Genomic DNA, 24,614 nt, shown 5'->3' with positions numbered 1-24,614 from the left:
TGTGGGGGGTCAGACCCCCACAGGAATTTCTCCCTCCGCGTCGAAACCCTCTTCTTTCTCTATACCCGTCTCTGTTGCGTTTAATGGTTGTTTTCTATATTCTTATCATTATCATGTATTTAGAATCGGAAACTGTTTTTGGGGAGATTTGTGATGAAAAAGTTTTTTGGCGGAAAAATGATGTTCTTTTTGGTGATGATGTTGATGTCGGGCTGCTCGTTCAACGATATACCCGAAGAAACAATGGACTTATCCTATTTAGATGATCGGGCATTGGATAATCCACAGGAAGAACTAACCTACAGTGAAGTAAATGGAGAGTATGTTCATGATTTTATCAAAGCCAATAAAGATAAATCCGTAAGGTGGACTGCGACGGTTACACGCGTGGAAAACAATTCAACTTATGAGTTGCAGGAACCGCTTCTTCCAGCCATCCTTGTCACTTTCGCTGACGAGCTTGAAACTCCTCCACAAGTTGGGGATGTTCTTACCTTTACAGGCGTCCTAACCGGTTACGGAGAGACATTCGGAAAAGACCCACTTTGGGTGGTAAGGCCTGCAAAGCTTGAAAAGACTACGAAAGACGAACAAGAAGCCTTAGCCACATTCCAACAAGCAGCACAACAAGCAAAAGAGGGAGCAGACATTCCGTAATCCGGAAATGCCGCTCCCTCTTTTGTCTATTTAAACTTCCCTACCATGCGCTTTGCATACAAAAATCCGACCACAAGCGAAACTATATCAATCAAGATGACATACCACTCATTTCCATGTCCCTTAAAGATGGAAACTAAAATAAGGGCCACTGCCAAACCTGTTCCAACATATAAGCTATAGGTCACACGTGTAAACAGGACAACAAGTAATGCGGGAATTATTATTGCCAAAATCAGCTTTACCAACAATCTGAAAACCTCTTTTCTATCTTTTCCGAAAATCATCTATTGTCAGTATAGCAGTTTTTATCCCTTCTTATAAAACAATTAAACTGTAGCTTTTTTCTGGGGCTTCTCCGCTACTCCTCACTCAACCTCTACAGCTATCTCTGTCACACTTCTCAATTTCTTTTGCTTGTTCGCAAGCTGTATCTTATTTACAAAGGTGAGGATTGATTGCCTATCATCATCGTTTTCAATCACAAACTCGACCAGATAGGTGTACCGTCTTTTTTTGACATTTGACTGGACTCCGAGAATGTTGGCTTTGAATTCGAGTACCTGATTCGAAATCATGAATTTCAATCCTAAAACTAAATCGCTATTTTCCGGTATTTGTACGCGACTGATAAATCGCAATTTTTCCATATTCAGCTCTTCCACGAACACCTTTGTACTTCCTGTTGTCACTTCCCGACCGTTCACCTGTAAAATCGTCATTCCACCGACAACAAAATGCCTCGTTCGATAGAGTCCTAGCCACATTAGTTTTTCCTTCTGATCGCTCACCCTAAGTCCCCCTACTACCGCCCTTTTTGTTTTTTATATCGGCAGGAAAGCAGGATTCTTAAGGATTTCACCTCAACTTGCTTATAAATCGAGAAGGCAGAGATGAAGACAGTTTCACGGCAAAAATTCCACTCTGAGTTGTCTTCATCCTTTTGATGACAATGACAATCTCAAAACAAATTTCTCCTCGGAATTGTCTTCATCCCCTTTATAATGACAATCTCAATCCAAATTCCCCTCCAGAATTGTCTTCATCCGCCTTCTAATGACAATCTCAATCCAAATTCCCCTCCAGAATTGTCTTCATCCGCCTTCTAATGACAATCTCAATCCAAATTTCCCTTCAGAATTGTCTTAATCCCTCTTATGATGACAATCTCAAAACCAAAAGCTACTCAGAATTGTCCTCATCCCCCTCATGAAATCTCTCCCACCTGAAAACTCCTCTACTCAACTCTTCATCCCCCAAACACAACAAAAAAGCCCAAAACACCCTGAATAAAAGGGTATTCTGAGCTTCCTATTATAAATCTTTAAAGAATCAATCCTCTTCCGCCATAATATCAATCAAGCCGATTTTTGGATTTTTATCCTGGAACCATCGTAACGAGAAGTCATTATCAAATAGCGCAACATACTGGTCATTTCGATCCTTCACCAGGATATTACGTGAGTCAAACAACGTCGTATCCACATCCTGGCTCTCCAACCAACGTGGAATTTTCGAGCCAATCATGTTATAGACAACTTCCACATTATACTCGCCTTTCATGCGGTACTCGAATACGTCCAATTGAAGCTGCCCAACCGCTCCAAGAATGTAGGCCTCTGTACCGTATTGACGGAACAACTGGATGGCACCCTCCTGCACAAGCTGGGTGATTCCTTTTCCAAACTGCTTCCCTTTCATGACGTTCTTCGCTTCCACTCTTACAAAAAGCTCAGGGGCAAAAGTTGGGATCTCATCAAATTCGACTTTTTGACTGCCACCGCTGAATAGAGAGTCGCCAATCTGATACACACCTGGATCATAAATACCGATGATGTCACCAGGGTAAGCGTGATCCACCGTTTCACGGTCGGATGCCAAGAATTGTTGGGACTGCGTCAACTTAATGGACTTTCCGGTTCTACTTACCGTTACCGTCATTCCACGCTCAAACACACCGGAACAGATTCTCAAGAATGCAAGACGATCTCGGTGCGCCGGGTTCATATTAGCCTGGATTTTGAAAATAAATCCGGAGAACTCGGTAGATTTCGGCTCAATCTTCTCTATCTCTGTTTGACGGGGCTGCGGCTCACTAGCTAAATCTAAGAACGTACGGAAGAACATTTCTACACCAAAGTTGGAGATGGCACTTCCGAAGAATACAGGAGTCTGTAAACCATTCTTCACCTTGTTGATATCAAAATCATTTCCGGCCTCTTCCAACAATTCGAAGTCCTCTTTTGCTTGGATAAAAGTCGGGTGAGTAGAGATTTCCTCGACAGCATCCAGTTCCTTGAATGGAATGCGGTCTTCTTCATCTTTTCCTTGATAACGGATGAACACTTCATTGTAACGGTCGTAAACACCCAAGAAGCGTTTCCCCATTCCAACCGGCCAGTTCATCGCATAAGATTCGATGCCCAGTACTTCTTCAATCTCTTCCAACAGCGCAAGCGGCTCTTTCCCTTCACGGTCCAACTTGTTGATGAACGTAAAAATCGGGATACCACGCATACGACAAACCTTGAAAAGCTTGATGGTTTGTGGCTCGACCCCTTTAGTACAGTCGATGATCATCACAGCACTGTCCACGGCAGTCAACGTACGATACGTATCTTCACTGAAATCTTCGTGTCCTGGAGTATCCAAGATATTGATGTGCTTATCCATGTATTCAAAACTCATAACACTCGACGTTACGGAAATTCCACGCTTCTTCTCAATTTCCATCCAATCAGATGTTGCAAATTTGCCGGACTTTTTCCCTTTTACCGTACCTGCTGAACGAATAACGTTTCCGAATAAAAGAAGCTTCTCCGTCAAGGTTGTTTTCCCGGCATCCGGGTGGGATATAATCGCAAAGGTTCTGCGGCGGTCTATCTCTTTATTTAAAAGTTCATTTTTCACAGTTTCCGTACCTACCTCTCAAAAATTACACAATAGTGCTATTATAACAGAAATCAGCTTGAGAAAAATATAGCAATCCAACGAAAACCTATTTCCAATATTCCTATTCTCGGGTATACTCTTTGTAAATATATGTTAGGAGTGATCATTTTGGCAAAAAGTAAAGCAAAAAAGCTACGTGATAGACTTGTCCGCGAAGGTAAGCGCAATCCAGATAACGGCCGCGGTACTTACGCCCTTGCAAACCTCACAACAAAAACAACCAAAACGAAAAAAGAAAAATTGAATCAGCTGTACAAAAAAGAACGACAATCTCGCTATGGTGGTGACCGAGAGAATGTCGTTCTTTATTTTTGCATATAAAATTAACAGAAAGAGAGTTGTGCAGAAATTAATGCAATTTCCAGTTGATTGTAGTGAAAGGCGCGCAGACGCCCGCGGGAGGAAGGGACAGGGGAGACCCCGCAACGAAGTGAGGAGGCTCCCGGACCGCCCGCAGGCAAGCGAAGCGCCTGGAACGAAAATCAACCGCATAGCGATTCCCTTATTTCCTCTGCTGAAACGCCACTACCGCATCAAATTCTTGCTCATACAATCGGCTCAATCGGATGAATAACGGAGTCAACTCTTTGTACACTTCCACTTCCTTCTGGTCAGGCACATACCCATTCGTCGTCCCCACCATCTCGTTCATCACATCAAACGAATCGATTTCACCCAGTGCATACAACCCAAGCACCGCAGCACCTAAGCAGGAACTTTCCACACTTTCCGGAATGCTTACTTCCTGGTTGAATATGTTGGAAAGCATCTGGCACCAAACTTCTGAACGAGCAAACCCGCCTGTGGCGTGGATTTTCTCAGGAATGCCGATGATCTCTTCCAACGCCAACAATACCGTATAAAGATTAAGGTTGATTCCTTCTAACACGGCGCGCATCATGTGCTCCCTTTTATGGTGGATGCCAAGTCCGTAAAAGGATCCACGCGCATTTCCGTTCCATAATGGTGCGCGTTCACCTGTTAGGTAAGGGTGAAAGAGGACGCCTTCTGCACCAGGTTTCACTTGGGCTATTTTAGCTGTCATGACATCATAAGGATCGACTCCAAGGGCTTTTGCCTCTTCCACTTCCGCTTGACAAAATTCATCACGAAGCCAGCGCATGATCATGCCGCCATTGTTGACTGGTCCGCCAATTACCCAATGGTCTTCTGTTAGCGCATAGCAGAAAGTTCTTCCCTTTGGATCGGTTACAGGCTTGTCCGCAACGGTGCGGATTGCTCCGCTTGTTCCGATGGTCAGTGCCACCACGCCTGGCTGGACCGCGTTCACCCCAAGGTTGGAAAGAACGCCATCGTTTGCCCCTATTACAAATTTCACATCAGCAGGCAAGCCCAGTTTTACAGCCCATTCTGTTTTTAATCCTGTGATTATTTCCGTTGTCGGCACAAGGCGAGATAGTTTGCCTGGTGTCACACCGGCAACTCCAAGTGCTCCTGCATCCCAATCCAATTTTTCCAGGTTCAGCATTCCTGTTGCCGACGTAATGGAATGGTCCACAACATATTCTCCAAAGAGTTTGTAGAAGACGTACTCTTTTATAGAAATAAATTTATATGCTTTTTCAAAAATAACAGGGTACTCGTTCCGCAACCAGACTAGTTTAGCCAAGGGGGACATGGGATGAATTGGTGTTCCTGTTCTCCGATAGATCTCATGACCATTCCATTCATTCTTAATTTTTTTTGCCCACTTCTCACTGCGCTGGTCAGCCCATGTAATGCTTTTGGTCAGTGGCGTCCCATTATCATCTACTGCTATTAAACTGTGCATCGCAGCACTAAAGCTGATGTGCGATAGTTCTGCAGTATCTATGCCACCAAGCATGACCGCTTCCCTAATGGAAACAGCCACAGCTGCCAGAATTACGTCGGGATCCTGCTCGGCCGCTCCCATTTCAGGAGTGTAAAGTGGATATTCGACCGCATGTTGGCTCCGTACTTTTCCGTCCTTTGTAAAAAGAACTGCCTTGGTGCTTGTCGTTCCTATATCAACGCCTAGCATGTATGTTGTCATGGTGTCTTCCTCCTTGATTTAAAGACTGTTTTCGTAAACTTTGTTTCTTTTCCGTATTGATGTATCAACCGTTATTTTCCTTACTGTCGTGCTCTTTTCCTTGCTGTAGGTAGAAATACTATTTGCAATCATTTAGAGTGACTAAGCCGTAAAAAGTCCAATTGCCGACTTTTTACAAGTTAATAGCAACAATCTTTGAGAAAAGAGCCATTCAAAATCACAACGGGCCAAGGAAATAGATCCTTGACCCAACTTTAACTTATCCTAAGGCTTTGTTAAACACCGCTGTTGATTTGCGCGCCGGGCTTCGCTTTCCACGGGGCGCTTGCGGAGCCTCCTCGGCTTTGCCTGCGGGGTCTCCTCTAAGCGCTACTTCCCCCTGGAGTCTACGCCCTAGCTCCAATCAACAGCTATAAGACTCTCTGCATTCAACAATATCCTTATCAAAGCTTACCCTATAAATATACCAAGAGTTACCGCTACTGCAAAACCGACAAGTCCGATGATTGTTTCCATCATGGTCCAGGACTTCAAGGTGTCTTTTACATCAAGGCCGAAGTATCTGTTCACCAACCAGAAACCAGAGTCGTTTACGTGGGATAGAACCGTTGCACCGGAAGCGATCGAGATAACGATCAGACCAAGCACAGGTCCTTCAAGACCCATGATTCCGATAAGCGGTGTGATCAGACCTGCTGCCGTCACCATGGATACCGTCGCGGAACCTTGGGCCACACGAACTGCCGCTGCGATCAAGAACGCGAGAACGATTGGAGGCAATGCAGAACCTGCCATCATTTCACCAAGAACATCACCAACACCAGAATCGATCAATACTTGCTTGAATACCCCACCGGCACCAGTTACAAGGATGATGATACCAGCTGGCTCAAGCGCTTTTGTCGCAATATCTTGTACATCTTGTTTCGTATAGCCGCGCTTTGTTCCAAGGAAGTAGAATGTCAATAAAGTTGCGATCGTCAATGCTACGAATGGGTGACCGACAAATGTCGTAATCTCACGAACAATATGACCTTCCTCATAAATGACCGTTGAAAACGTATTCACTAAAATCAATACTAAAGGTACTAAAATGATGGATGCGATCAATCCGAAGCCTGGTAGATCTTTGTCATATACCTTGTCTTCATCGATTTCCATGTACTTTGGAACCACAACATGAATTTTCTTACCAATATATTTACCGAACACCGGTCCAGCTAAAATCATGGCTGGAATACCAGCGATAACACCAAATAAGATAACCCAACCAAGATCTGCGCCGATTAGGTCAGCAACCGCAATCGGTCCCGGAGTCGGCGGGATGAAGCTGTGCGTTACAGCAAGACCAGCCAGTAATGGAATACCGTAGTGTAAAAGGGACTTTCCTGTTTTTTTGGCTAAGCCATAAACGATTGGCACTAAAATGATGAAACCTACATCAAAGAAGACCGGGATTGCCACTAAGAAACCTGTGATACCAAGTGCCCATTGGGACTTGTCTTCTCCAAATTTCTTCATCAAGGTTTGAGCTAGTCTTTCTGCTCCTCCTGAGACTTCTAGCATTTTACCGAACATGGCACCAAGTCCGACTACGACTGCAACGAAGCCGAGGGTGCCTCCCATCCCGTTCTGGACGGATGATATGACTTCGTTTAGTGGCATGCCTGCTGCGATACCTACTAGTAAACTGACAAGTAGCAGGGCTACGAATGCGTGTAGTTTTGTACGGATGACTAGGAATAATAGCACGAATATGGCGGCTGCTGCAATTAGGATTAGCATGGATCCTGACATGGTTTGTTTCCTCCTTTTTAAATACCTTTATTTAGAAAAAATAATGTTTTTACGTTTACTTCCTGATGACTTTCGTTCCAGGTGTTCGCTTTCCACGGGACGGTGCTTGAGCCTCCTCACTTCGTTGTGGGGTCTCAAGCTACCGTTTCCCCCCGCAGGAGTCTCACACCTTGCACTCCAGTCATCAGGAGGGATATTCATTTAAAATAACGTCTCTCGTTTTCAACGAATCTAACAAGCCTTAGTTCTTCTCGACTGCATGGCCGCCGAATTCGTTGCGGAGGGCTGCTACTACTTTTCCGGAGAAGGTGTCCGGCTCTAGGGAACGGTAGCGCATCATTAGGGATAGGGCAATGACTGGTGCTGCCGCTTGGAGGTCAAGGGCTGTTTCTACTGTCCATTTACCCTCACCCGATGAATGCATAACGCCTTTGATTCCTTCTAGTCGTGCATCCTTGCTGAATGCATTTTCGGTTAGTTCCATCAGCCATGAGCGTACGACTGATCCGTTGTTCCATACTCTTGCAACCTTTTCATAGTCAAAATCAAAATCACTTTTTTCTAAAATGTCGAAGCCTTCTGCGATTGCTTGCATCATGCCGTACTCCACGCCATTGTGGACCATTTTCAAGAAGTGGCCGCTACCGGACTTTCCGGCATATAAGTAGCCGTTCTCTACACAAATATCTTGGAATAACGCTTCTACATGCTTGAATGCCTCTTCATTGCCGCCGATCATCGTGCATGCTCCATTTCGAGCGCCTTCCATACCGCCGCTTGTCCCCACATCCAAGTAGTGGACGCCTTTTGCAGCAAGCGCTTCTGCACGCTTTAATGTGTCTTTATAGTTGGAGTTACCACCGTCGATGATAATGTCCCCCTCCTTTACGAAATCAGTAATCACTGAAAGTACGCTTTCGGTGATCTCCCCAGCAGGTACCATCATCCATATCACTTTCGGGGATTCCAGCTTGCCTAGAGCTTCCTCAATCGAGTAAGCACCGACTGCGCCAGCCTTTTCGCTTTTGACAACGTTTTCTTTGTCCACATCAAAAGCAACAACCTCATGCTTGTTATCTATTAAATTCAACGTCAAATTATAGCCCATTTTGCCTAAACCAATCATTGCTAGTTTCATAAACTGTAAAACTCCTTCGTATACATTCCTTATTGAGGAAAAATTTTTTTTAACATGTCACTATTATGAAAAAAAATTCCCCAAAATGCAAGCGTTATCAAAAAATAGTTTCTTTTTTTTTGAAACCTCTTTATGATAGATAGTAGATTACTATTTCTGGAGGGTCGCACCATGAACAGGCAAGAAACACAATACTGCATGATGCGCATACGTTCCCACTATCCACAGTTCAGGGGGAAGGAGCAAGTCATCGCGGACTATATCCTCAATAATCCACAGAAAATTGTCCATAGCACCATCAATCAGGTTGCCGATGACCTCGGTGTGGCGGATTCTACTGTTTTCCGTTTCTGTCAGCGAATCGGCTTTAAAGGCTACCAGGCGATGAAAATTGCACTCGCAACGGAAATTGTGGAGCCCATTCAAGATATTCATGAAAATATCATGGAGCATGACAGCGAAAAAACGATTGCGGAAAAAGTTTTTCGCTCCAATATAAAAACACTGGAAGACACTCTTAAAATCCTTGATGATCAGGCTTTTCACGAGGTGATAAGCGCCATTCTTGGAGCTCGCAAAGTCGAATTGTTTGGCAGCGGCGGATCCAATGTCATTGCATTGGATGCCTACCATAAACTTATCCGTACAGGGGTTTCTGTGAACGTTCAGTCCGACACCCACATGCAACTTATGTCTGCCAGTCAACTGACAGATGAGGACGTTGCCATCATCATATCGCATACTGGAGCGTCTAAGGATATGATGCATATTCTCGAAGTGGTGAAAGCAAACGGCGTCAAAACGATCGGCATCACGAACTTTGCCAAATCGCCCCTTAGCCAGGGCGTCGATATTGCCCTCTATACGATGTCAGAGGAAACGGATTATCGCTCAGAGGCATTGGCTTCCCGGATCGCCCAGCTTGCCATGATTGATGCCATCTATGTCAATGTACTGATGGCGAAGAAAGACGAGGGAAAAGAGGCGCTGCAGAAGGTACGTGCGGCGATATCTGTGAAGCGTATTTAATAAAGGCTGGCTAGTTTGTCGTAGGTTATCGACATCTAGCCAGCCTTTATTTTTACGGAATAACTTTTAGGGATAACATCCATGATCTATGAAGACAGTTTCCCCGTTTTTTTCATCAAGATTGTCTTCATTCTCAGACCACCACGAAATAATAAACCACCATCGCACAAATGCCTACAGGGACACCGTGGCGTGCCCACTCTTTACTTGTTATACCAAGCTTCCCAGCAGCAATGATATTTGGGATGTTCCCAGGCACCAACATTCCCCCACTAATCATGAGACCAAGCAAAATGATGCGAATGATGGATGGATCCAGCTCGGGACTGATTTCTGCAGCGGCGAGTGTCGCGTTATCCAAAATGGCGGAGGACATATTGAACCAATATAAGACGGAAGGGTCCATTCCTAAAAAGTAGGCGGAGACAAACGGTTCAAATCCCGCACCAAGAAAGGTCAGTCCCATTACAAAAAAGTAAATTTTCAAGCCACGAATAAAGATTTCTTCATAGCTTTCCTGGTCCTTCATACTCCGCTTCAAATCGTTAAGTCCTGGTGCTTTGACCATAAAGGCAGCAAGCAATCCGAATAAGAACAAGGCGATTAGGATATCCTTGCCCACCAGCCTCAGCAGGTAAAAGAAATCCCCGTTCAGCTTACTGATTGTCACGATGGATAACGGCTCTCCAATCGGCGTCAGAGCTGCACCCAACCCTATGGAAAAACAAGCAAGCACTGTAAGCTTTATTTGCTCTCTCTTTTCAAGCTCTATCCCTACCACTATGAACACCAAAAGAAGCGCAGCAATAATAGCGGTAATGACACTTGAAATCAAACCAAGAAATACGACAAGTAGAAAAATAAACATTTTGAATGGAACCCTGCTTTTCAAAAAGTGGAGAATCCGGCTAAACGGCATCTGCATCCATCTAAATAGTAGGCCTGCGACTAAGACGGCAAGTGATATGAATATGGGGTCGGTTGCAGCCATGAAGAATAGCCGTTCATTGTAGACACCACTTACCATGCTTGCAAGTATTCCCATGCTCAGTAAAAAAACTTCCATATTTTCTTCTATTTTTTTGACAAGTAAAGGTCCCAATAAAACCACCAGAAAAATCGATATCAACCCGAAATCCATTTTTCACACTCCCGTTGTCTGAAGAAATTCTTTAGATAACGGTTCATGTATATGCATTAATTGGACAAACATGCCTGTTACAATGTTTACTGCGGTTCGAATGTAATCATAGTCGAACAACTCTATTTATAGTAAACTATCAGTATTTGCAAAAGGAGGCCCAACCTTATGAATATTTTACTTCTAGGTGCAACCGGACGAGTCGGAAGTCATATAGTCAATTACGCCCTTTTAGAAGGACATCATCTTAATGTATTAGTTCGTACTCCAGAAAAGGTACAAATAGATAATGAAAATTTATCCATTATTCAAGGGAATGTTTTAAATAAAGAAGATATCATATTTGCAGCACATGGATGTGATGTGGTTGTTAGCGCACTTAATACAGACGGTACAACGACCCTATCAGAAAGTATGCCACTTATTATCGAGGCAATGGAACACGAAGGTATAAAACGAATAGTGACGATAGGAACAGCTGGTATCCTGCAAAGTAGATCCACTCCCAATACTTTACGTTATCAATCTAGTGAATCAAAGCGTAAATCAACCCGTGCAGCGGAAGAACATCATAAAGTTTACAATATACTCAAACAGTCAGCCCTCGAATGGACAATTGTTTGTCCTACTTATTTGCCAGATGGAGAAAGGATAGGCAACTATCGTATAGAAAAAAATTATTTGCCGGTGGATGGAGTTAAGATATCAGTACCGGACACAGCAGAATTTGCTTTGAGACAAATTTATACTATTGATTATATTAATTCTCGAGTAGGTATCGCCTACTAATTACCACTCAAGCTACTTTGGGATTGAATTATATGGATGGTTGAAAAATAAAAAAGTGTTAAGTTGTAGAACATTACTCGGATGTGGTAGAAGATCAAGCCGAAGTGGTAGAAGGTCTCATCTAAACGGTAGAACATTACTCGGAAGTGGTAGAACATCACGCTGAAGTGGTAGAAGGTCTCCTCTAATTTTCCTTTTCTAAAGGCTTTGTTAAAGTTAGATGTTGATAATAACCTGTTTCTAGCTGGTGATTGTAGCAAAAGGCGTAGACTCCAGCGGGAGAGTAGCGACAATCTTGAGACCCCGCAGTGAAACGAGGAGGCTCAAGGTCGCCCCGCGGAAAGCGAAGCCTATTGCGGAAATCAACAGCGACGTTTTACAGAGCCTTTCTAAAAAAATCCTTTAAAAAATGCCAACCAAATTGGTTGGCACTTAATTATATTGATTTGCTTTCATTACCATTTCTGCAACGGTTACTGTACGATTTGTCTGATATTTTAGAACCTCTCGAACATCTTACATTATACCGCTTCCGTATGCTTCCACTTCTTTCCGACCTGTACAAATAAAAGACCTAACTCATGATGATCATTTTCGTACAAGGCACATTGTGCAAACCGTGCCTCACCGTTGGCATCCAAAACCTGTAGCTTGCAGAAAGCACGGTTTTGTTGAAGTGCTTCGTAAAAACTAGACACCGTATTAACCGGCATATTGTTCACTTTTGTGATGACTTCGCCAATATGAAGGTTCATTTTTTCGGCAGGGCTTTCCGGGATGACTCCTAGAATAACAAGTCCCTTATCTCGCTGAACAAAAATTGGCTGGTGCTTGTCATCCTGCATTCTGGCTCTGTAGTTCAGCCACTCTCTTCCCACTACTGCAAGGACCGCTGCAAATATAGCGGCATTTTCCCACCAAAAGCTTCCAACACTAATTGCCAGCGTTAATACTCCAAGCAAGAGTAACTGACGGCCGACAAGTGGGATGACATCCATCGGCAGACTAGACTTCAGACGCTGATAATATCCCATGCTGAACGGGACGAGCCACAAGGATAATGTATGTTCTCCCATCTGCAACACAGGCCACCACTCGAAGCTTGCTTGAATTCCGCCAGACCCCATAGGGACAAAAAGAAATATTGGCAGGATCCATACGCGCTGGACCACATGTGTGCCGACCGGTAATCCCCGTTTGCTTTTTTGAAGCTGTGGGGAAGTTTGTAACGGCGCCTGCTTTAAGACAAACAAACCTTCTGCAATCATAAGAATCCCCATCAACAGTGCCAAAGTGGGAAGATGCGTCTCTTCCAAGGAATCAAATAAGCGCTGAATGATGGTGATGCCAGTTTCCATTTTTGGCAATAGAACGACACCCAACATGGAAAATCCGAATATGTAAGCAGTCGATAGCCATCTAGGCTTGATGAAAAGTGTAAAAAGAATCGTAAACACGCTTAGTAGGACAACCGCTCCGAATGGCAGAACGAATCCTAAGCCAATTGTGAGGACAGATAAAGCAAGTCCCACCAAAAGGCTTTTGCATGCCTTTTGGAACTCTGTGAGTCCGTATTCCACTCTTATATGAAAGTCATAGCGTTCTCTTTTAACGCGAAAATATCCCAATACTACTGCAACGGCTAACGTCACATAAAGGACAGGGTGGATGAAAAGGCGTCCCACTCCTATCAGTAACTCCCAAAACCAAGATTCCATCACCCATACACCGCCTAACCAAACAAACTTTTCTTTTATTTTACCACAAAAAAGTCAGCTCCCACCATAACGGAAGCTGACTTTAATTTATTTCAGCAATGTTTTGATTGCTTCTTTTAGCTGAACATCATTTTCTTTAGCGCGTACCGCTTCAAGTAATTGTGCTTGCAGCTGTTCTGCTGTCTGGCTATCGACTTTACCGGATGTAGATAGATCATTCTTCGCTTGGAAGGATTTCACCGCATCTTCTGTTTCCTTGCTGAAATAACCATCCTCACGTCCCGGATCAAAACCAAGGCCTTTTAGCATCACTTGTACGTTTTTCACTTTCTCACTGTTTGTGTCAAGGGCTAACTCTTCATCCTCTTCCATGTTGATTGGGTTTGCATAGAAGTAATCAGGCTGTTTGACAGGTATGGTCGGCTCCACACCGTCGTTGTGAATCCAGTTACCATCAGGTGTCAACCACTTATAAAGAGTCAGCTTCAAGTTGCTGCCATCACCAAGTTCCAGGGCTTGTTGAACCGTCCCTTTACCGAATGAGGCATCACCAATCACCTCATAATTTCCTGCCTCTTTTAAGGCTCCTGCAAGGATTTCCGATGCAGAGGCACTACCCTTATCAATCAGTGTCACGATGTCATAAGGCTTCTTTTCTGTCATGGAGGAGAAGAAGCGTTGTTTTTCACCGTTTCGTTGTTCGATTTGAACATAAGGCTTTTCCTTTGTGACAAGCTCAGCGGCAATGATTTGTACCTGATCTAAAAGTCCACCAGGGTTTCCACGGACATCAACTACCAGGCCTTCAATATTTTCTTTCTCAAGAGCGGCTAATTGTTCCTGGAAGTCCTTACCAGTATCTTGAGAGAAGGAGGTGATTTGAATATAGCCCACTTTTTTACCATCTTGTTCAATGGTTTCAGAGTAGACCGTTTCAATTGGGATCGTATCACGGGTCACGTCCACATTAAATGGTTCCTGTACACCCGGGCGTTGAATTTCTAGCGTAACGACCGTTCCTTTTTCACCACGAATTTTAAGGACAGCCTGATATAAATCCAAACCTTCTATGTCTTCTTCATCCACCTTAAGGATCTGATCATTCGGTTGCAAACCTGCCTTTTCAGCAGGAGAACCACGGAATGGTGAAACGATCGTCACCTTTCCATTTTGCATGCCTACTTCAGCCCCAATGCCCTCAAAAGAGGATTCAAGTGATTGGGTAAATTGTTCTGCTGTATCTTTATCCATATACACGGAGTATGGATCCTCCAGTGTATTAACCATCCCTTGAATGGCACCTTCAATCAGCTTTTCTGAATCTGTTTCTTCCACATAACGGGAGAAGATGATTTCATATGCCTGTTGGATCTTTTCCATTTGCTCTTCTGTATTTTTCGGTTTTTCCTGTGGTGCCGCCTGCTCCGAGTTATCCGTCAGAGGGTTTTGCACGGACGGTACCGCCGCAGCCTGCCCATGTCCGAACCATTGTAGTCCTGCATACATTCCTGCTGCTCCAACTAAAACTGATACAACCATCAATACTGTAACGATTTTGCGATTCATGAAAGCTCCTCCTCATCCTATACCCCGTACCGAACGTTAGATATGACGCAATTGTACCATAGCCGGCGTTGGTTGAAAATTATTAAAACTTATGTAAGTGGCCACGGAGTGCGGGACAAGTTCGTTCGCTTGTCCCACTTGCCATTTCGTCCGTCCTTGTAACAAAAGGCATCACACAGGGTAGTGTAATGCCTTTCATAATGTAAGTATATGTTGTTGTGGGGAAAATATGTGTGGGGATATGGAAATGCTTATGATATTTGGGATGGATTTGGGGAACATTTAATTGAGATTATTGTATGTGGACAATCTCCCTTACTTTTCGGCTGCTACAGGTGTCATAGCCACTCTATGTGGACAATCTTTTCTGCTTTACGGTTGTTCCGCGCGTCATTGCAGCTTTATGCGGACAATCTTCTCTACTTTACGGTTGTTCCGGGTGTCATTGCAGCTCTATGCGGACAATCTTTTCTACTTTACGGTTGTTCCGGGTGTCATTGCAGCTCTATGCGGACAATCTTTTCTGCTTTACGGTTGTTCCGGGTATCATTGCAGCTTTATAAGCACAATCTCCCAACTTTCCTGCTATACCAGGCGTCATTCGAATTATATGAGCAGAATGGAGACAGTCTCTTATATAAATATAGGTTTCTAAATAGAAAAAGAAAAAACACAACCCCGCCGCTTTAACTCATCAGCGAGATTGTGTTGGTTTAAAAGTTAAAAGTTGATATAAGACGCAGGGTTTACTGCATTGGACTTGGATCCATTCCAGCCGCCTTTGTGTAGCTCAAAGTGCAAGTGAGGGCCTGTTGAGAATCCAGTGTTCCCCATGTTACCAATGAATTGGCCTTTGGATACGGATTGTCCCGCACTTACTGCCATGCTATCAAGGTGGGCATATACAGTCGTCCAAGTTTGACCATCAATGTAGTGCGTGATGAATACTACATTACCGTAAGAGCTGGAGTAGTAAGCTTGGAATACCGTACCACTTCCTGCTGCCACTACTGGTACATTTCCAGTTCTACCATTTTTACCGACATCAATTCCGTAGTGATGGGAGCCCCAACGAGTACCAAATCCGGAAGTTACGCTACCAGTTGTCGGTCTTGTCCAAGATCCGGATGAAACCGGTGGTGGCGGTGATGATACTTGAGTTGGTGGTGGTGCCGGTTTACCAGCAGCTTTTGCCGCGGCAGCTGCCGCTTCTTGCTCTTTACGTTGTTGCTCTTCAAGGGCTTTTCTTTCTCTCTCTTGTCTTGCGCGTTCTTCTGCTTCACGCTTGGCACGTTCTTCTGCCGCTTTGATTTCTGCGCGGATTGCTTGTTCCTGAGCTGCTAGAACTTCAGCTTCGTTCTCAAGCTCATGGATTTCGTGCATCGTTGCTTGTTCTTTTTTCTTTAGTTCAGCTAAAAGCTTATCTTTTTCAGCGATTTGCTGCTTCAGTTGTACTTCCATGTTTTCCAAATCAATTAACTGCTGCTCTAAGGAAGCAAGCTGTTCACGCATTTCCAGCTCTTTTTGTTCTAGAGCCTGCATGTCCTCTTGATGAGCTTGTAGAATATCACGATCGGCTTGAACAATTGTTGCTACCGCACCAACGCGGTCCAGAAAATCTCCAAAGCTTTGTGCACCTAACAATACATCTAAGTAATTCACGGCTCCTCCACCCTGTTGGAAGGAACGAGCGCGATCTTCTAGAAGCTCATTTCTCTTTGCGATACGTTCTTTTAGTACTTCAATTTCTGCTTTTAACTTCTCAATCTCTTTACGAGTAGTGTCAATTTCTTCTTTTTTGCCACTGATTTTATTTTTCGTTTCCGCTACGGCTTTATCAAGGCGTGCCACTTCGGCTCTGATTTCTTCTTGCTCCGCCTGTAACTTATTAACTTCGTTTTTCTTTTCGGATCTAGTGGATTCATTCGTTGATTGTTGATCTTTCACTTCGTTAAGCTTTTGCTGCATTTCATTTGCAAATGCTTTTTCGGTTACACCTGAAGCGAAGAATCCGGAAAAGCCAATGACTGCAGCAATAGCGATTGTACCAATCTTTCTTCTCATCCCTTACTTCCCCCTAAACTCTTATGTATCCTAATAGGAACAAATTGGATGCTCCTATCAGGTTTTTGTTTTTTATTGAACGGGTATTTCTACCGTAGAATAGTTAATCTCTTAAACTCGCAAAAACTTGCGGACGGACATCATGCTTCCCCACATACCAATAAACGCTCCGATTGCCACCAGGATGGCGATGACCTGGAATGCGAATGGGTAAAATGGAAGCAATTGAATGAATGTGCCTTGAATTCTCGGCTGTACTAAATCTATCAAATAATAGTAGGATGTGAGGATGATCCCAATTGGTACAATCGAACCGAGGACTCCCAACCACAAACCTTCTAGAAAGAATGGCCAACGGATGAAACCGTTTGTGGCACCAACCAACTTCATGATTTCTATTTCTTTTCTTCTGGCAAAAATGGTGATCTTGATGGTGTTGGAAATTAAGAACATTGCCGTAAATACTAGTCCCAAAATAAGGGCCAATCCTACGTTTCTTGCAATCTCAAACACTTTGAACAATCTTTCTACCGTTTCTGCGCCGTAAATGACCTTGTGTGTGTAATCCAACTCGTCAATCTTCTTGGCAGCGGTAATGGTTTCTTGTGGTGTTGCAGTTTTTACGATGAAAACATCATATAACGGATTGTTCTGTTCAAACAGCTCAAATGCTCCGCCTTCCTCCCCAAAACTGTCCACTAAACCTTTTAACTCATCTTCTTTCGAGGAATAGTCGACTGTTTCCACTTCTGGAATGTTCTCTATCTGCTCTCTTAGTACTTCCTGATTTTCCTCATTTGCTGTCAAATCAATATGAACTCGGATCTCTACGTCGCTTTCAATTTCGGAGGCGACGTTATTCAGGTTCATCATCAGTACAAGAAACACACCAACCAATAGGAGCGTAACCGTCACGGCACTGACAGATGCAAAGGTCATCCAGCCGTTACGCGCCAAACTTTTGAAGCTTTCCTTAAAGTGTCGCATCAGAGTTCTAGGCTTCATAACCGTAGTCCCCCTCTGCTTGGTCACGTACTATCTTTCCGTTCTCGATTGCAATTACACGCTTCTTGATGGTGTTTACAATCTCACGGTTATGCGTGGCCATTACTATTGTCGTGCCTTTTTCATTTATCTCTTCAAAAATATTCATGATTTCCCAAGAGGTATCCGGATCAAGGTTACCCGTTGGCTCATCTGCAATCATTACTTTCGGGTTATTGACGATAGAGCGGGCAATGGAAATACGTTGCTGTTCTCCCCCTGAAAGTTCATTAGGAAGATGGCGTGCCTTGTGTTTCAGTTTTACTAGATCAAGGACTTCCATGACACGTTTTTTTATATTTTTAGGACTTTCTTCAATTACCTCAAGGGCAAAGGCTACATTTTCATAAACCGTCAACTGTGGAAGGAGTTTGAAATCCTGGAACACAACCCCGATGCTTCTTCTAAGGATTGGAACCTTGCCTTCTTTCAGCTTTGAGAGGTTCACTCCGTCTATGACAATGCTCCCACCAGTAGGCTTTTCTTCCCGATACATCATTTTGATGAACGTGGATTTTCCAGCCCCACTGGGTCCTACTACATAGACAAATTCGCCTGCTTTTATATTTATATTTATACCGTCCACAGCTTGGACGCCGTTTGGGTATTTTTTATAGACGTCTTGCATTTCAATCATTTAATCACCTATCTGGGTCAAAGATTTGAATCTCATTGAAGTCCCTGTTTATCGATACACAGGAAGGAGAGTATTCATTTAAGGCTTAATGCTTACGGAATGCGGTTAGAACACTTGCTGCTAAAAACGCAATATGTATAATTATCTAATTTTTCCGCATAAACTCACTTTATTATTATATCATCTATTTCGACAAAATAAGAGTTTTTATTATTACAGTTTCTTTTCAATTGTATGATAGGGTTGGTAATAGAGGGATAAATTTCCTTCAATGTGGAGTTTGTCGAAAAATATTGTCGGTTTGGGGAGAAAAAAACACCTTCGGGGGTCAGACCCCCGAAGGTGTTTTGGATGTTTTATAGAATACTATAAGGTTACTTAATTGTTAATACATCGACAGCAGCGATTGCGCGCTCATTGTTGCCTTTTTTCGCGTAGACTGCAACACGGTAGTTTCCTGCTGGTAGTTGTGTTCCGTCAGCCAGGGTACCATTCCAGTCATGGTAGTTATAGCCTTTTCCAAGATCGGCATCATAAAGTGCGTCTCCCACGTAAGTACCAAGTCCTCCAGTTGCTGTAGCAGTGTAAACCCAAACCTCGAATTCATCCGCTCCACCAGGAAGGTAAGAGTATAGTTCAAAGTTGTTATCTCCCAGTGGAGTAAATCCAAAGTGAGTAACACGAGGGTAGTCCGGCTCGCCTACAAATAGAATAGTAGGAACTTGGATTACTGTGTCACCTTCTGTTACCACTAAGTGGCCCTCATAGTAACCAGGCTCAAGCTTAGAAGCATCTACTTGTACGTTCACATTTACATTTTGTGTTTTACCAGCGTTTACTTTCAAGTTCTTGCTAGTTGTTACCTTCACATGTTTCCCAACTTCATTTTTGAAAGAGAATTCCATGTTATATTTTTTCGCTTTGTTAGAAAGGTTTTGAATTTCGAATTGTTGACGTTCTACTTGCTTGCCTTTCTTCTTATCGAATACACCGAAAGAATAGCTTCCAGGATTCACAAGCGTCTCAGCTTGTAATGCATCAACCACACGGATGCTACCCGCACCTTGAGAATTATGTGCATATTCTTTACCAGTTGCTGGGTTGATCATTTTTTCCGCAGTGTTCATCAATGCAGATTTCACTTCGTACACGCCCCACTCAGGGTTTGCTTGAAGGATTACCGCCGCCGCACCAGCTACGTGTGGAGCAGCCATACTTGTACCTTGTTTCGCACCGTAACCATGTGGGTTAGCAGGATCGAAAGTTGGTACTGTACTTACAATGTTCACACCAGGAGCGGAAACGTCAGGCTTGATCATCCAAGTGTCCACAACCGGACCACGGGAAGAGAAGTCTGCCATTGTTTCGCCAACTCTTTCAGAAAATGCAATGTTAAAGCTTACTGTAACGTCAGCTACTTTTGCTTTTAATGCTTCTCCATCAGCTTGGTTCAGCATGATAGTTGGTACATCCATGCCAGGAATTATTGGCATTGCACCTGCAACGTTATTGTAAAGAATTGCTCCAACTGCTCCAGCCTTCTTCGCTTCTGTCGCTTTGTCTACGAAAGGAATACCAGCTCCACGGCTGATTAAAGCAATTTTACCTGTTAAATCTTTTCCTGCAAATTCAGCAGGAGAACCAAATCCTACATCCACTAATCCAAAATTTTGACCGTTTAATGCTAGTAATTCTTCCTCAGATGGGAATCCTTGAACAGCAGAAGATGCATAGGATACACCGTCAGAAGACGTTGTTTTCGCTGTGAATACATTGTAAGGAAGTTGAGTAGCTCCTACAGAAATCGCTTCACGGGAAGTTCCCGGAGAACCAACTGTCCAGTTGTTTGGACCAGCGTTACCATTTGAAGTTACTGCTACTACTCCCTCAGCCATTGCTTGATCAAGTGCAATGGAAGTTGCCCAGTCAGGAGCATTTAAAGAGTTACCTAAAGATAGGTTCATTACGTCTGCCCCATCAAGCACTGCGCGCTCGATAGCTGCCACAACGTTTTCTGTAGATCCGCTTCCGCCAGGACCAAGAACACGGTATGCAAGCAATGTAGCGTCTGGCGCTACGCCTTTGATTGCTCCGTTTGCTGCAACTGTTCCCGCAACGTGTGAACCGTGAGTCGTTGCCGCTCCACGTGGGTCACCAGGGAACGTTTCTTGAGGGTCGTTGTCGTTGTCAACAAAGTCCCAACCCAAATACTCACCAAAGTTATCTGCTAAATCAGGGTGTGTGTAGTCAACACCAGTATCGATGATTGCTACCTTTACACCTTCACCTGTAAATCCAAGGTCCCAAGCGTCGTTAGAACCGATAAATGGTGCGGAGTCTAACATTGCCGGGCTGAACTCCTCTTCTGAAACAACCTCAGTTGTCGTGTATTCCACGTTTGGATATACCGCTTTTACACCAGGAGTCGCTAGTAGACTAGGAATCTCGTTTGCAGGAATCTCAAGGGAGAATCCGGAGAATACATGGTCATACTCACGCTCTACTTTGCTTTTGGAAGTACGTGTTGCCACTTCCTTTTTTACTTTATCACGAGCACTTTTCAGATTCTGCTTGGACTGCTTCTTCCCATTGTGCTTCGCTTCAACAATAGATTGTTCTTGTAATTCGACAATTACCTTTACTGCTTTGGAGGATGATAAATCAAAATCCCCTTGTAATGTAGCCAACTCTTGTTTTTCTTGACCTGTGTTGGCAGAGACACCGTTTGCTGCAAAAGTACTAAATACAAGTACCAGAACCAGCAAAGGCATGAATGCTGCGATTAACTTCTGCTTCAAATCATCCCACTCCCCTTTTTTATATCTTACGACTTATGTAAAAAATTCTAGACATATACTTAAGTACCATTTACTTACGATAGTCCAAAATCTTTACAATCCACATTATATTTTTAACAATTGAAATTTTCAATATACTTTAGTTAGATAAACGAACTATTTCGACAATTCAGTTAAATATGACTATTATTTTTCCACAATACACCAACAAAAACACCCTTAATTCCCTATTATTCGATAAGAGCTTTTAGGTATCTTAGGGCATAAAAAAGAACCCTCCATATTTTAGGAGAGTTCTTGTCTATACTTATTTATGTTGCGCTAACCATTCTGCTAAAACTGTCGCATCTTCTTCCGGAACAAGACCAGCTGGCATGCTTCCTTGTCCATTGTTGATGATGTTTTCAATTTCACTCTGATCATATTTGCTTCCTACTTTTTGTAGGTTCGGCCCGCTTGCACCTTCCATGTTACGGCCATGACAGCCGATACAGCTTTGATACAATTGCTGCGCCTCTTCATTTTCCACCATTGCGAACTCGCCACCGCCGCCAGTTGTTTCCTGATCCTCATCAGCGCCGCCACCGCAGGCTGCAAGCGTAAGTAGTGATGAACCTAAAACAAATGCCATAAAATACTTTTTCATAGGTAGGTCCCCCAATTTTGAGATGTAATAATTACCAAGTTCGTTTATATTATATCCTATTTACTCTCTTTTAAAACCCTCACCCAAGACCTCGGATGCGTTGGTAACCACCACAAATGCAGACGGATCAATGGTCCGGACCACTTGTTTCAATTTTGTGAATTCGGTCTGATCGACCACACACATCAAAACAGGCAATTCATTTTCCGTGTAGCCCCCATATGCGGCAAGTTTCGTCACCCCACGATCAATTTTCGTAAGGATGGCTTCTTTGACTTCATCTTCCTTCTTCGTAATAATGATCGCCATCTTGGAATAGCCAAGTCCGACCTGTACAAAATCAATTGTCTTACTTGTGACGAAAAGGCCGATGAGTGCGTACATTCCAAGCTCCAAATCAAAGACCACCGCAGCTGAAATAACGATAAGTCCATCAATGATTGCCACACAAGCCCCAAGCGTCAACCCAGTATACTTATGGATGATCTGTGCCGCAAGGTCTGTTCCTCCTGTGGAAGCACGGCCCCTGAATACCAATCCAAGTCCAAGTCCTACACCTATTCCCCCGAACAAGGAACCAAGTAATGGATCCTCTGTGGCCGGTGCCATGTTGCTTGTCCAAAGTACTATTAGCGGCAGCGTAATAGTACCCACTAATGTCTTAAGACCAAATTGTTTCCCCAATAGTATGACCCCAGCCAGGAAAAGCGGAATGTTAAAGCATAACTGCACAATTCCCGGTTCCCAATCAAGCAGTGATTTCAATATGGTACTGATTCCACTAACTCCCCCGGAAGCAACCCTATTCGGCAGCAAGAACATGTTGAATGCCAGCGCCACAATTGCTGAACCCAACACCACATATGTATATTCCTTTACCCGTTGATACACAGGATTCACTTGATACCCATTTCTATTTTTACGACTCAACTTTAAGCCCTCCAAAATCTTTCTAAAATACACACAACGAGCAAGAGTATAGCACGCGATGATGAGAGTGTAAATGGCATTGGTATAACGTGGTAAAGCGTTAGCGAGACTAAGAATCTCTTCCTGCAATCGCCAACTGTTGTTCTTCGGAAAGCCGGATTGAATAGGTAGAACCGAAGCATTCCGGCACTGTGAAGGGATTATCCTGCCATGTGACGGGATTTCTTGTTGATTGTGACGGGATTTTCACCTCTTGTGATGGGATTCCGCACTCTTATGACGGGATATTAACGAACCCTGCATGGCAAAACCGGTTTACCAATGAAAATTCCTTATTTATGAAGGGATTGACCATTCTTATGACTAGATTACCGGTAGTTGTGACGGGATTAATCAAATGACTCTTCCAAAACAACTATTTCTACAAGAATTATTGTTAGAATGTCCTTCGGTAACGGCACTATACTTATTTGATTTCACCTTCCATATAAAAAAAACCTCCAGCCATCCCTGGCCAGAGGTGTTTCGAGTCATCTCTTATAATTTTGATCTTAAATATGCATCAATAAACGGATCCAAGTCCCCGTCCATAACCGCTTGTGTATTACCGACCTCCGTATTGGTACGGTGATCTTTTACCATGGAGTAAGGATGGAACACATAGGAACGAATTTGGGACCCCCAGCCGATATCCTTCTGCTCGCCACGGATTTCATCCAATTCCGCCTGCTGCTCATCCAACTTCTTCTGATAAAGCTTAGCTTGCAACATTTTCATCGCGCGCTCACGGTTCTTGATTTGGGAACGCTCCGTCTGACAAGTCACGACCACATTCGTTGGGATGTGGGTAATACGGACCGCAGAATCGGTTGTATTGATGTGCTGTCCACCAGCTCCACTTGCACGGTACGTATCAATCTTTAGATCTTCCGTACGGATATCAATCTCGATGTTATCATCAAACTCCGGCATAACCTCACAAGAAACAAAGCTTGTGTGACGGCGGCCAGAAGAGTCGAACGGGGAAATACGTACAAGACGGTGAACCCCTTTTTCCGCTTTCAAATACCCGTATGCATTGTGACCCTTGATCAATAGCGTGACACTCTTGATACCAGCTTCGTCGCCAGGTAGATAATCAAGCGTCTCTACTTTGAAGCCTTTACGCTCCGCCCAACGAGTGTACATACGTAACAACAAGGAGCCCCAATCCTGGGACTCGGTACCACCAGCACCCGGGTGCAATTCAAGGATTGCGTTATTTTTATCATGCTCACCACTCAACAATAGTTGAAGTTCAAACTTGTTGAAATCCTCCGCTACCGTTTTCACTTCGCTCGCAAGCTCCGTTTGCAGCTCCGCATCAGGTTCTTCTTTTACTAACTCATAGGTTAATTGCAGGTTCTCATAGTTCTCACTCAACTCATGAAACTGTCCAACAGGTTCCTTGAGTGCATTTGCTTCATTGATGACCACCTGCGCCTCACTCTGGTTGTTCCAAAACTCAGGGTTGGACATCTCATTATCAAGCTCAGCAATTCGACGTTCTTTGGCCTCTAAGTCAAAGAGACCCCCTAAACTCGACTAATCGCTTAGCCATTTTTTCTAACTCGTGACGAATCTCTACTAATTCCATTTATTTCACCTCATAAAATTTTCACTAACCGAATTTT

20 protein-coding genes are annotated in these 24,614 nt (G+C 43.7%); 4 read left to right on the top strand and 16 right to left on the bottom strand.

What is annotated here, in order from left to right; genetic code table 11:
• Positions 1-153: 153 nt before the first annotated feature.
• The gene (locus tag EKQ44_RS08100; protein WP_237663047.1) at positions 154-657 is read left to right on the top strand and encodes a hypothetical protein; all 504 of its coding nucleotides are present in this window, start codon (positions 154-156) and stop codon (positions 655-657) included.
• A 26-nt stretch (positions 658-683) separates the two neighbouring features.
• Here the strand turns inward: EKQ44_RS08100 and EKQ44_RS08095 are convergent, their stop codons facing one another.
• From EKQ44_RS08095 to EKQ44_RS08085, 3 genes are all read right to left on the bottom strand, one after another.
• A complete protein-coding gene (locus tag EKQ44_RS08095; RefSeq protein ID WP_237663046.1) occupies positions 684-908 on the bottom strand; it encodes a DUF2198 family protein in 225 nt (74 codons plus the stop codon).
• Positions 909-1,025: 117 nt separating this feature from the next.
• Positions 1,026-1,448, bottom strand: coding sequence for a hypothetical protein (locus EKQ44_RS08090; protein WP_237663045.1), 423 nt, complete (start codon positions 1,446-1,448; stop codon positions 1,026-1,028).
• Positions 1,449-1,989: 541 nt separating this feature from the next.
• A complete protein-coding gene (locus tag EKQ44_RS08085; protein WP_237663044.1) occupies positions 1,990-3,567 on the bottom strand; it encodes a peptide chain release factor 3 in 1,578 nt (525 codons plus the stop codon).
• 150 nt (positions 3,568-3,717) lie between these two features.
• On the opposite strand from EKQ44_RS08085, the gene EKQ44_RS08080 reads away from it, so the two are divergent.
• Positions 3,718-3,930: a hypothetical protein gene (locus EKQ44_RS08080; protein ID WP_237663043.1), complete on the top strand. Its 213-nt coding sequence runs from the start codon at positions 3,718-3,720 to the stop codon at positions 3,928-3,930.
• Positions 3,931-4,111: 181 nt separating this feature from the next.
• On the opposite strand, the gene gntK is transcribed toward EKQ44_RS08080, so the two are convergent.
• The 3 genes from gntK to gnd all read right to left on the bottom strand — a co-directional run bounded on the left by gntK (position 4,112) and on the right by gnd (position 8,579).
• Positions 4,112-5,644 carry a gluconokinase gene (gntK, locus tag EKQ44_RS08075; RefSeq protein WP_237663042.1) on the bottom strand — a complete coding sequence of 511 codons (1,533 nt, stop codon included), beginning with the start codon at positions 5,642-5,644 and terminating at the stop codon, positions 4,112-4,114.
• Between the two features lie 450 nt (positions 5,645-6,094).
• A complete protein-coding gene (locus EKQ44_RS08070; protein ID WP_237663041.1) occupies positions 6,095-7,441 on the bottom strand; it encodes a GntP family permease in 1,347 nt (448 codons plus the stop codon).
• Between the two features lie 241 nt (positions 7,442-7,682).
• Entirely contained in the window at positions 7,683-8,579 is an 897-nt protein-coding gene (gnd, locus tag EKQ44_RS08065; RefSeq protein WP_237663040.1) for a phosphogluconate dehydrogenase (NAD(+)-dependent, decarboxylating), read from the bottom strand.
• Between the two features lie 171 nt (positions 8,580-8,750).
• On the opposite strand from gnd, the gene EKQ44_RS08060 reads away from it, so the two are divergent.
• Positions 8,751-9,608: a MurR/RpiR family transcriptional regulator gene (locus EKQ44_RS08060; RefSeq protein WP_237663039.1), complete on the top strand. Its 858-nt coding sequence runs from the start codon at positions 8,751-8,753 to the stop codon at positions 9,606-9,608.
• Positions 9,609-9,741: 133 nt separating this feature from the next.
• On the opposite strand, the gene EKQ44_RS08055 is transcribed toward EKQ44_RS08060, so the two are convergent.
• Positions 9,742-10,749: a DUF1646 family protein gene (locus EKQ44_RS08055; RefSeq protein ID WP_237663038.1), complete on the bottom strand. Its 1,008-nt coding sequence runs from the start codon at positions 10,747-10,749 to the stop codon at positions 9,742-9,744.
• Positions 10,750-10,917: 168 nt separating this feature from the next.
• On the opposite strand from EKQ44_RS08055, the gene EKQ44_RS08050 reads away from it, so the two are divergent.
• Entirely contained in the window at positions 10,918-11,538 is a 621-nt protein-coding gene (locus tag EKQ44_RS08050) for an NAD(P)-dependent oxidoreductase (protein ID WP_237663037.1), read from the top strand.
• 521 nt (positions 11,539-12,059) lie between these two features.
• On the opposite strand, the gene EKQ44_RS08045 is transcribed toward EKQ44_RS08050, so the two are convergent.
• The 9 genes from EKQ44_RS08045 to prfB form a co-directional block, all read right to left on the bottom strand.
• Positions 12,060-13,256, bottom strand: a complete 1,197-nt coding sequence (locus EKQ44_RS08045; protein ID WP_237663324.1) for a PDZ domain-containing protein — start codon at positions 13,254-13,256, stop codon at positions 12,060-12,062.
• A gap of 87 nt (positions 13,257-13,343) precedes the next feature.
• Complete coding sequence (locus tag EKQ44_RS08040) at positions 13,344-14,822, bottom strand: S41 family peptidase (RefSeq protein WP_237663036.1); 1,479 nt, start codon at positions 14,820-14,822, stop codon at positions 13,344-13,346.
• A 720-nt stretch (positions 14,823-15,542) separates the two neighbouring features.
• Positions 15,543-16,886: a murein hydrolase activator EnvC family protein gene (locus EKQ44_RS08035; protein WP_237663035.1), complete on the bottom strand. Its 1,344-nt coding sequence runs from the start codon at positions 16,884-16,886 to the stop codon at positions 15,543-15,545.
• Positions 16,887-16,997: 111 nt separating this feature from the next.
• Positions 16,998-17,891 carry a permease-like cell division protein FtsX gene (gene ftsX / locus EKQ44_RS08030; protein ID WP_237663034.1) on the bottom strand — a complete coding sequence of 298 codons (894 nt, stop codon included), beginning with the start codon at positions 17,889-17,891 and terminating at the stop codon, positions 16,998-17,000.
• Entirely contained in the window at positions 17,881-18,567 is a 687-nt protein-coding gene (gene ftsE / locus EKQ44_RS08025) for a cell division ATP-binding protein FtsE (protein ID WP_237663033.1), read from the bottom strand. Before ftsE ends, ftsX begins: the two co-directional genes overlap by 11 nt.
• Before the next feature lie 374 nt (positions 18,568-18,941).
• Positions 18,942-21,365: a S8 family peptidase gene (locus tag EKQ44_RS08020; RefSeq protein ID WP_269151583.1), complete on the bottom strand. Its 2,424-nt coding sequence runs from the start codon at positions 21,363-21,365 to the stop codon at positions 18,942-18,944.
• A gap of 307 nt (positions 21,366-21,672) precedes the next feature.
• Complete coding sequence (cccB, locus tag EKQ44_RS08010; RefSeq protein WP_237663032.1) at positions 21,673-22,011, bottom strand: cytochrome c551; 339 nt, start codon at positions 22,009-22,011, stop codon at positions 21,673-21,675.
• Positions 22,012-22,071: 60 nt separating this feature from the next.
• Positions 22,072-22,941, bottom strand: coding sequence for a YitT family protein (locus tag EKQ44_RS08005; protein WP_237663031.1), 870 nt, complete (start codon positions 22,939-22,941; stop codon positions 22,072-22,074).
• A 537-nt stretch (positions 22,942-23,478) separates the two neighbouring features.
• Positions 23,479-24,577 (bottom strand): peptide chain release factor 2 gene (prfB, locus tag EKQ44_RS08000; RefSeq protein WP_237663030.1). Its coding sequence is split into 2 segments (ribosomal slippage): positions 23,479-24,504 and positions 24,506-24,577, totalling 1,098 coding nucleotides; the frame shifts between segments, so codons are not numbered across the junction.
• Between the last annotated feature and the right edge of the window lie 37 nt (positions 24,578-24,614).

Origin of the sequence: Sutcliffiella horikoshii (assembly GCF_021991925.1) — a bacterium.
GTDB classification, from domain to species: domain Bacteria; phylum Bacillota; class Bacilli; order Bacillales; family Bacillaceae_I; genus Sutcliffiella_A; species Sutcliffiella_A horikoshii_F.
Note: the sequence above shows the minus strand (reverse complement) of the source record. Positions and strands in the feature narration are given on the sequence as shown.

Coding starts and splice junctions, on each gene's coding strand:
- EKQ44_RS08100 (WP_237663047.1), top strand. CDS start 154: ATGAAAAAGTTTTTTGGCGGAAAAATGATGTTCTTTTTGGTGATGATG.
- gntK (WP_237663042.1), bottom strand. CDS start 5,644: ATGACAACATACATGCTAGGCGTTGATATAGGAACGACAAGCACCAAG.
- EKQ44_RS08070 (WP_237663041.1), bottom strand. CDS start 7,441: ATGTCAGGATCCATGCTAATCCTAATTGCAGCAGCCGCCATATTCGTG.
- gnd (WP_237663040.1), bottom strand. CDS start 8,579: ATGAAACTAGCAATGATTGGTTTAGGCAAAATGGGCTATAATTTGACG.
- EKQ44_RS08060 (WP_237663039.1), top strand. CDS start 8,751: ATGAACAGGCAAGAAACACAATACTGCATGATGCGCATACGTTCCCAC.
- EKQ44_RS08055 (WP_237663038.1), bottom strand. CDS start 10,749: ATGGATTTCGGGTTGATATCGATTTTTCTGGTGGTTTTATTGGGACCT.
- EKQ44_RS08050 (WP_237663037.1), top strand. CDS start 10,918: ATGAATATTTTACTTCTAGGTGCAACCGGACGAGTCGGAAGTCATATA.
- EKQ44_RS08045 (WP_237663324.1), bottom strand. CDS start 13,256: ATGGAATCTTGGTTTTGGGAGTTACTGATAGGAGTGGGACGCCTTTTC.
- EKQ44_RS08040 (WP_237663036.1), bottom strand. CDS start 14,822: ATGAATCGCAAAATCGTTACAGTATTGATGGTTGTATCAGTTTTAGTT.
- EKQ44_RS08035 (WP_237663035.1), bottom strand. CDS start 16,886: ATGAGAAGAAAGATTGGTACAATCGCTATTGCTGCAGTCATTGGCTTT.
- ftsX (WP_237663034.1), bottom strand. CDS start 17,891: ATGAAGCCTAGAACTCTGATGCGACACTTTAAGGAAAGCTTCAAAAGT.
- ftsE (WP_237663033.1), bottom strand. CDS start 18,567: ATGATTGAAATGCAAGACGTCTATAAAAAATACCCAAACGGCGTCCAA.
- cccB (WP_237663032.1), bottom strand. CDS start 22,011: ATGAAAAAGTATTTTATGGCATTTGTTTTAGGTTCATCACTACTTACG.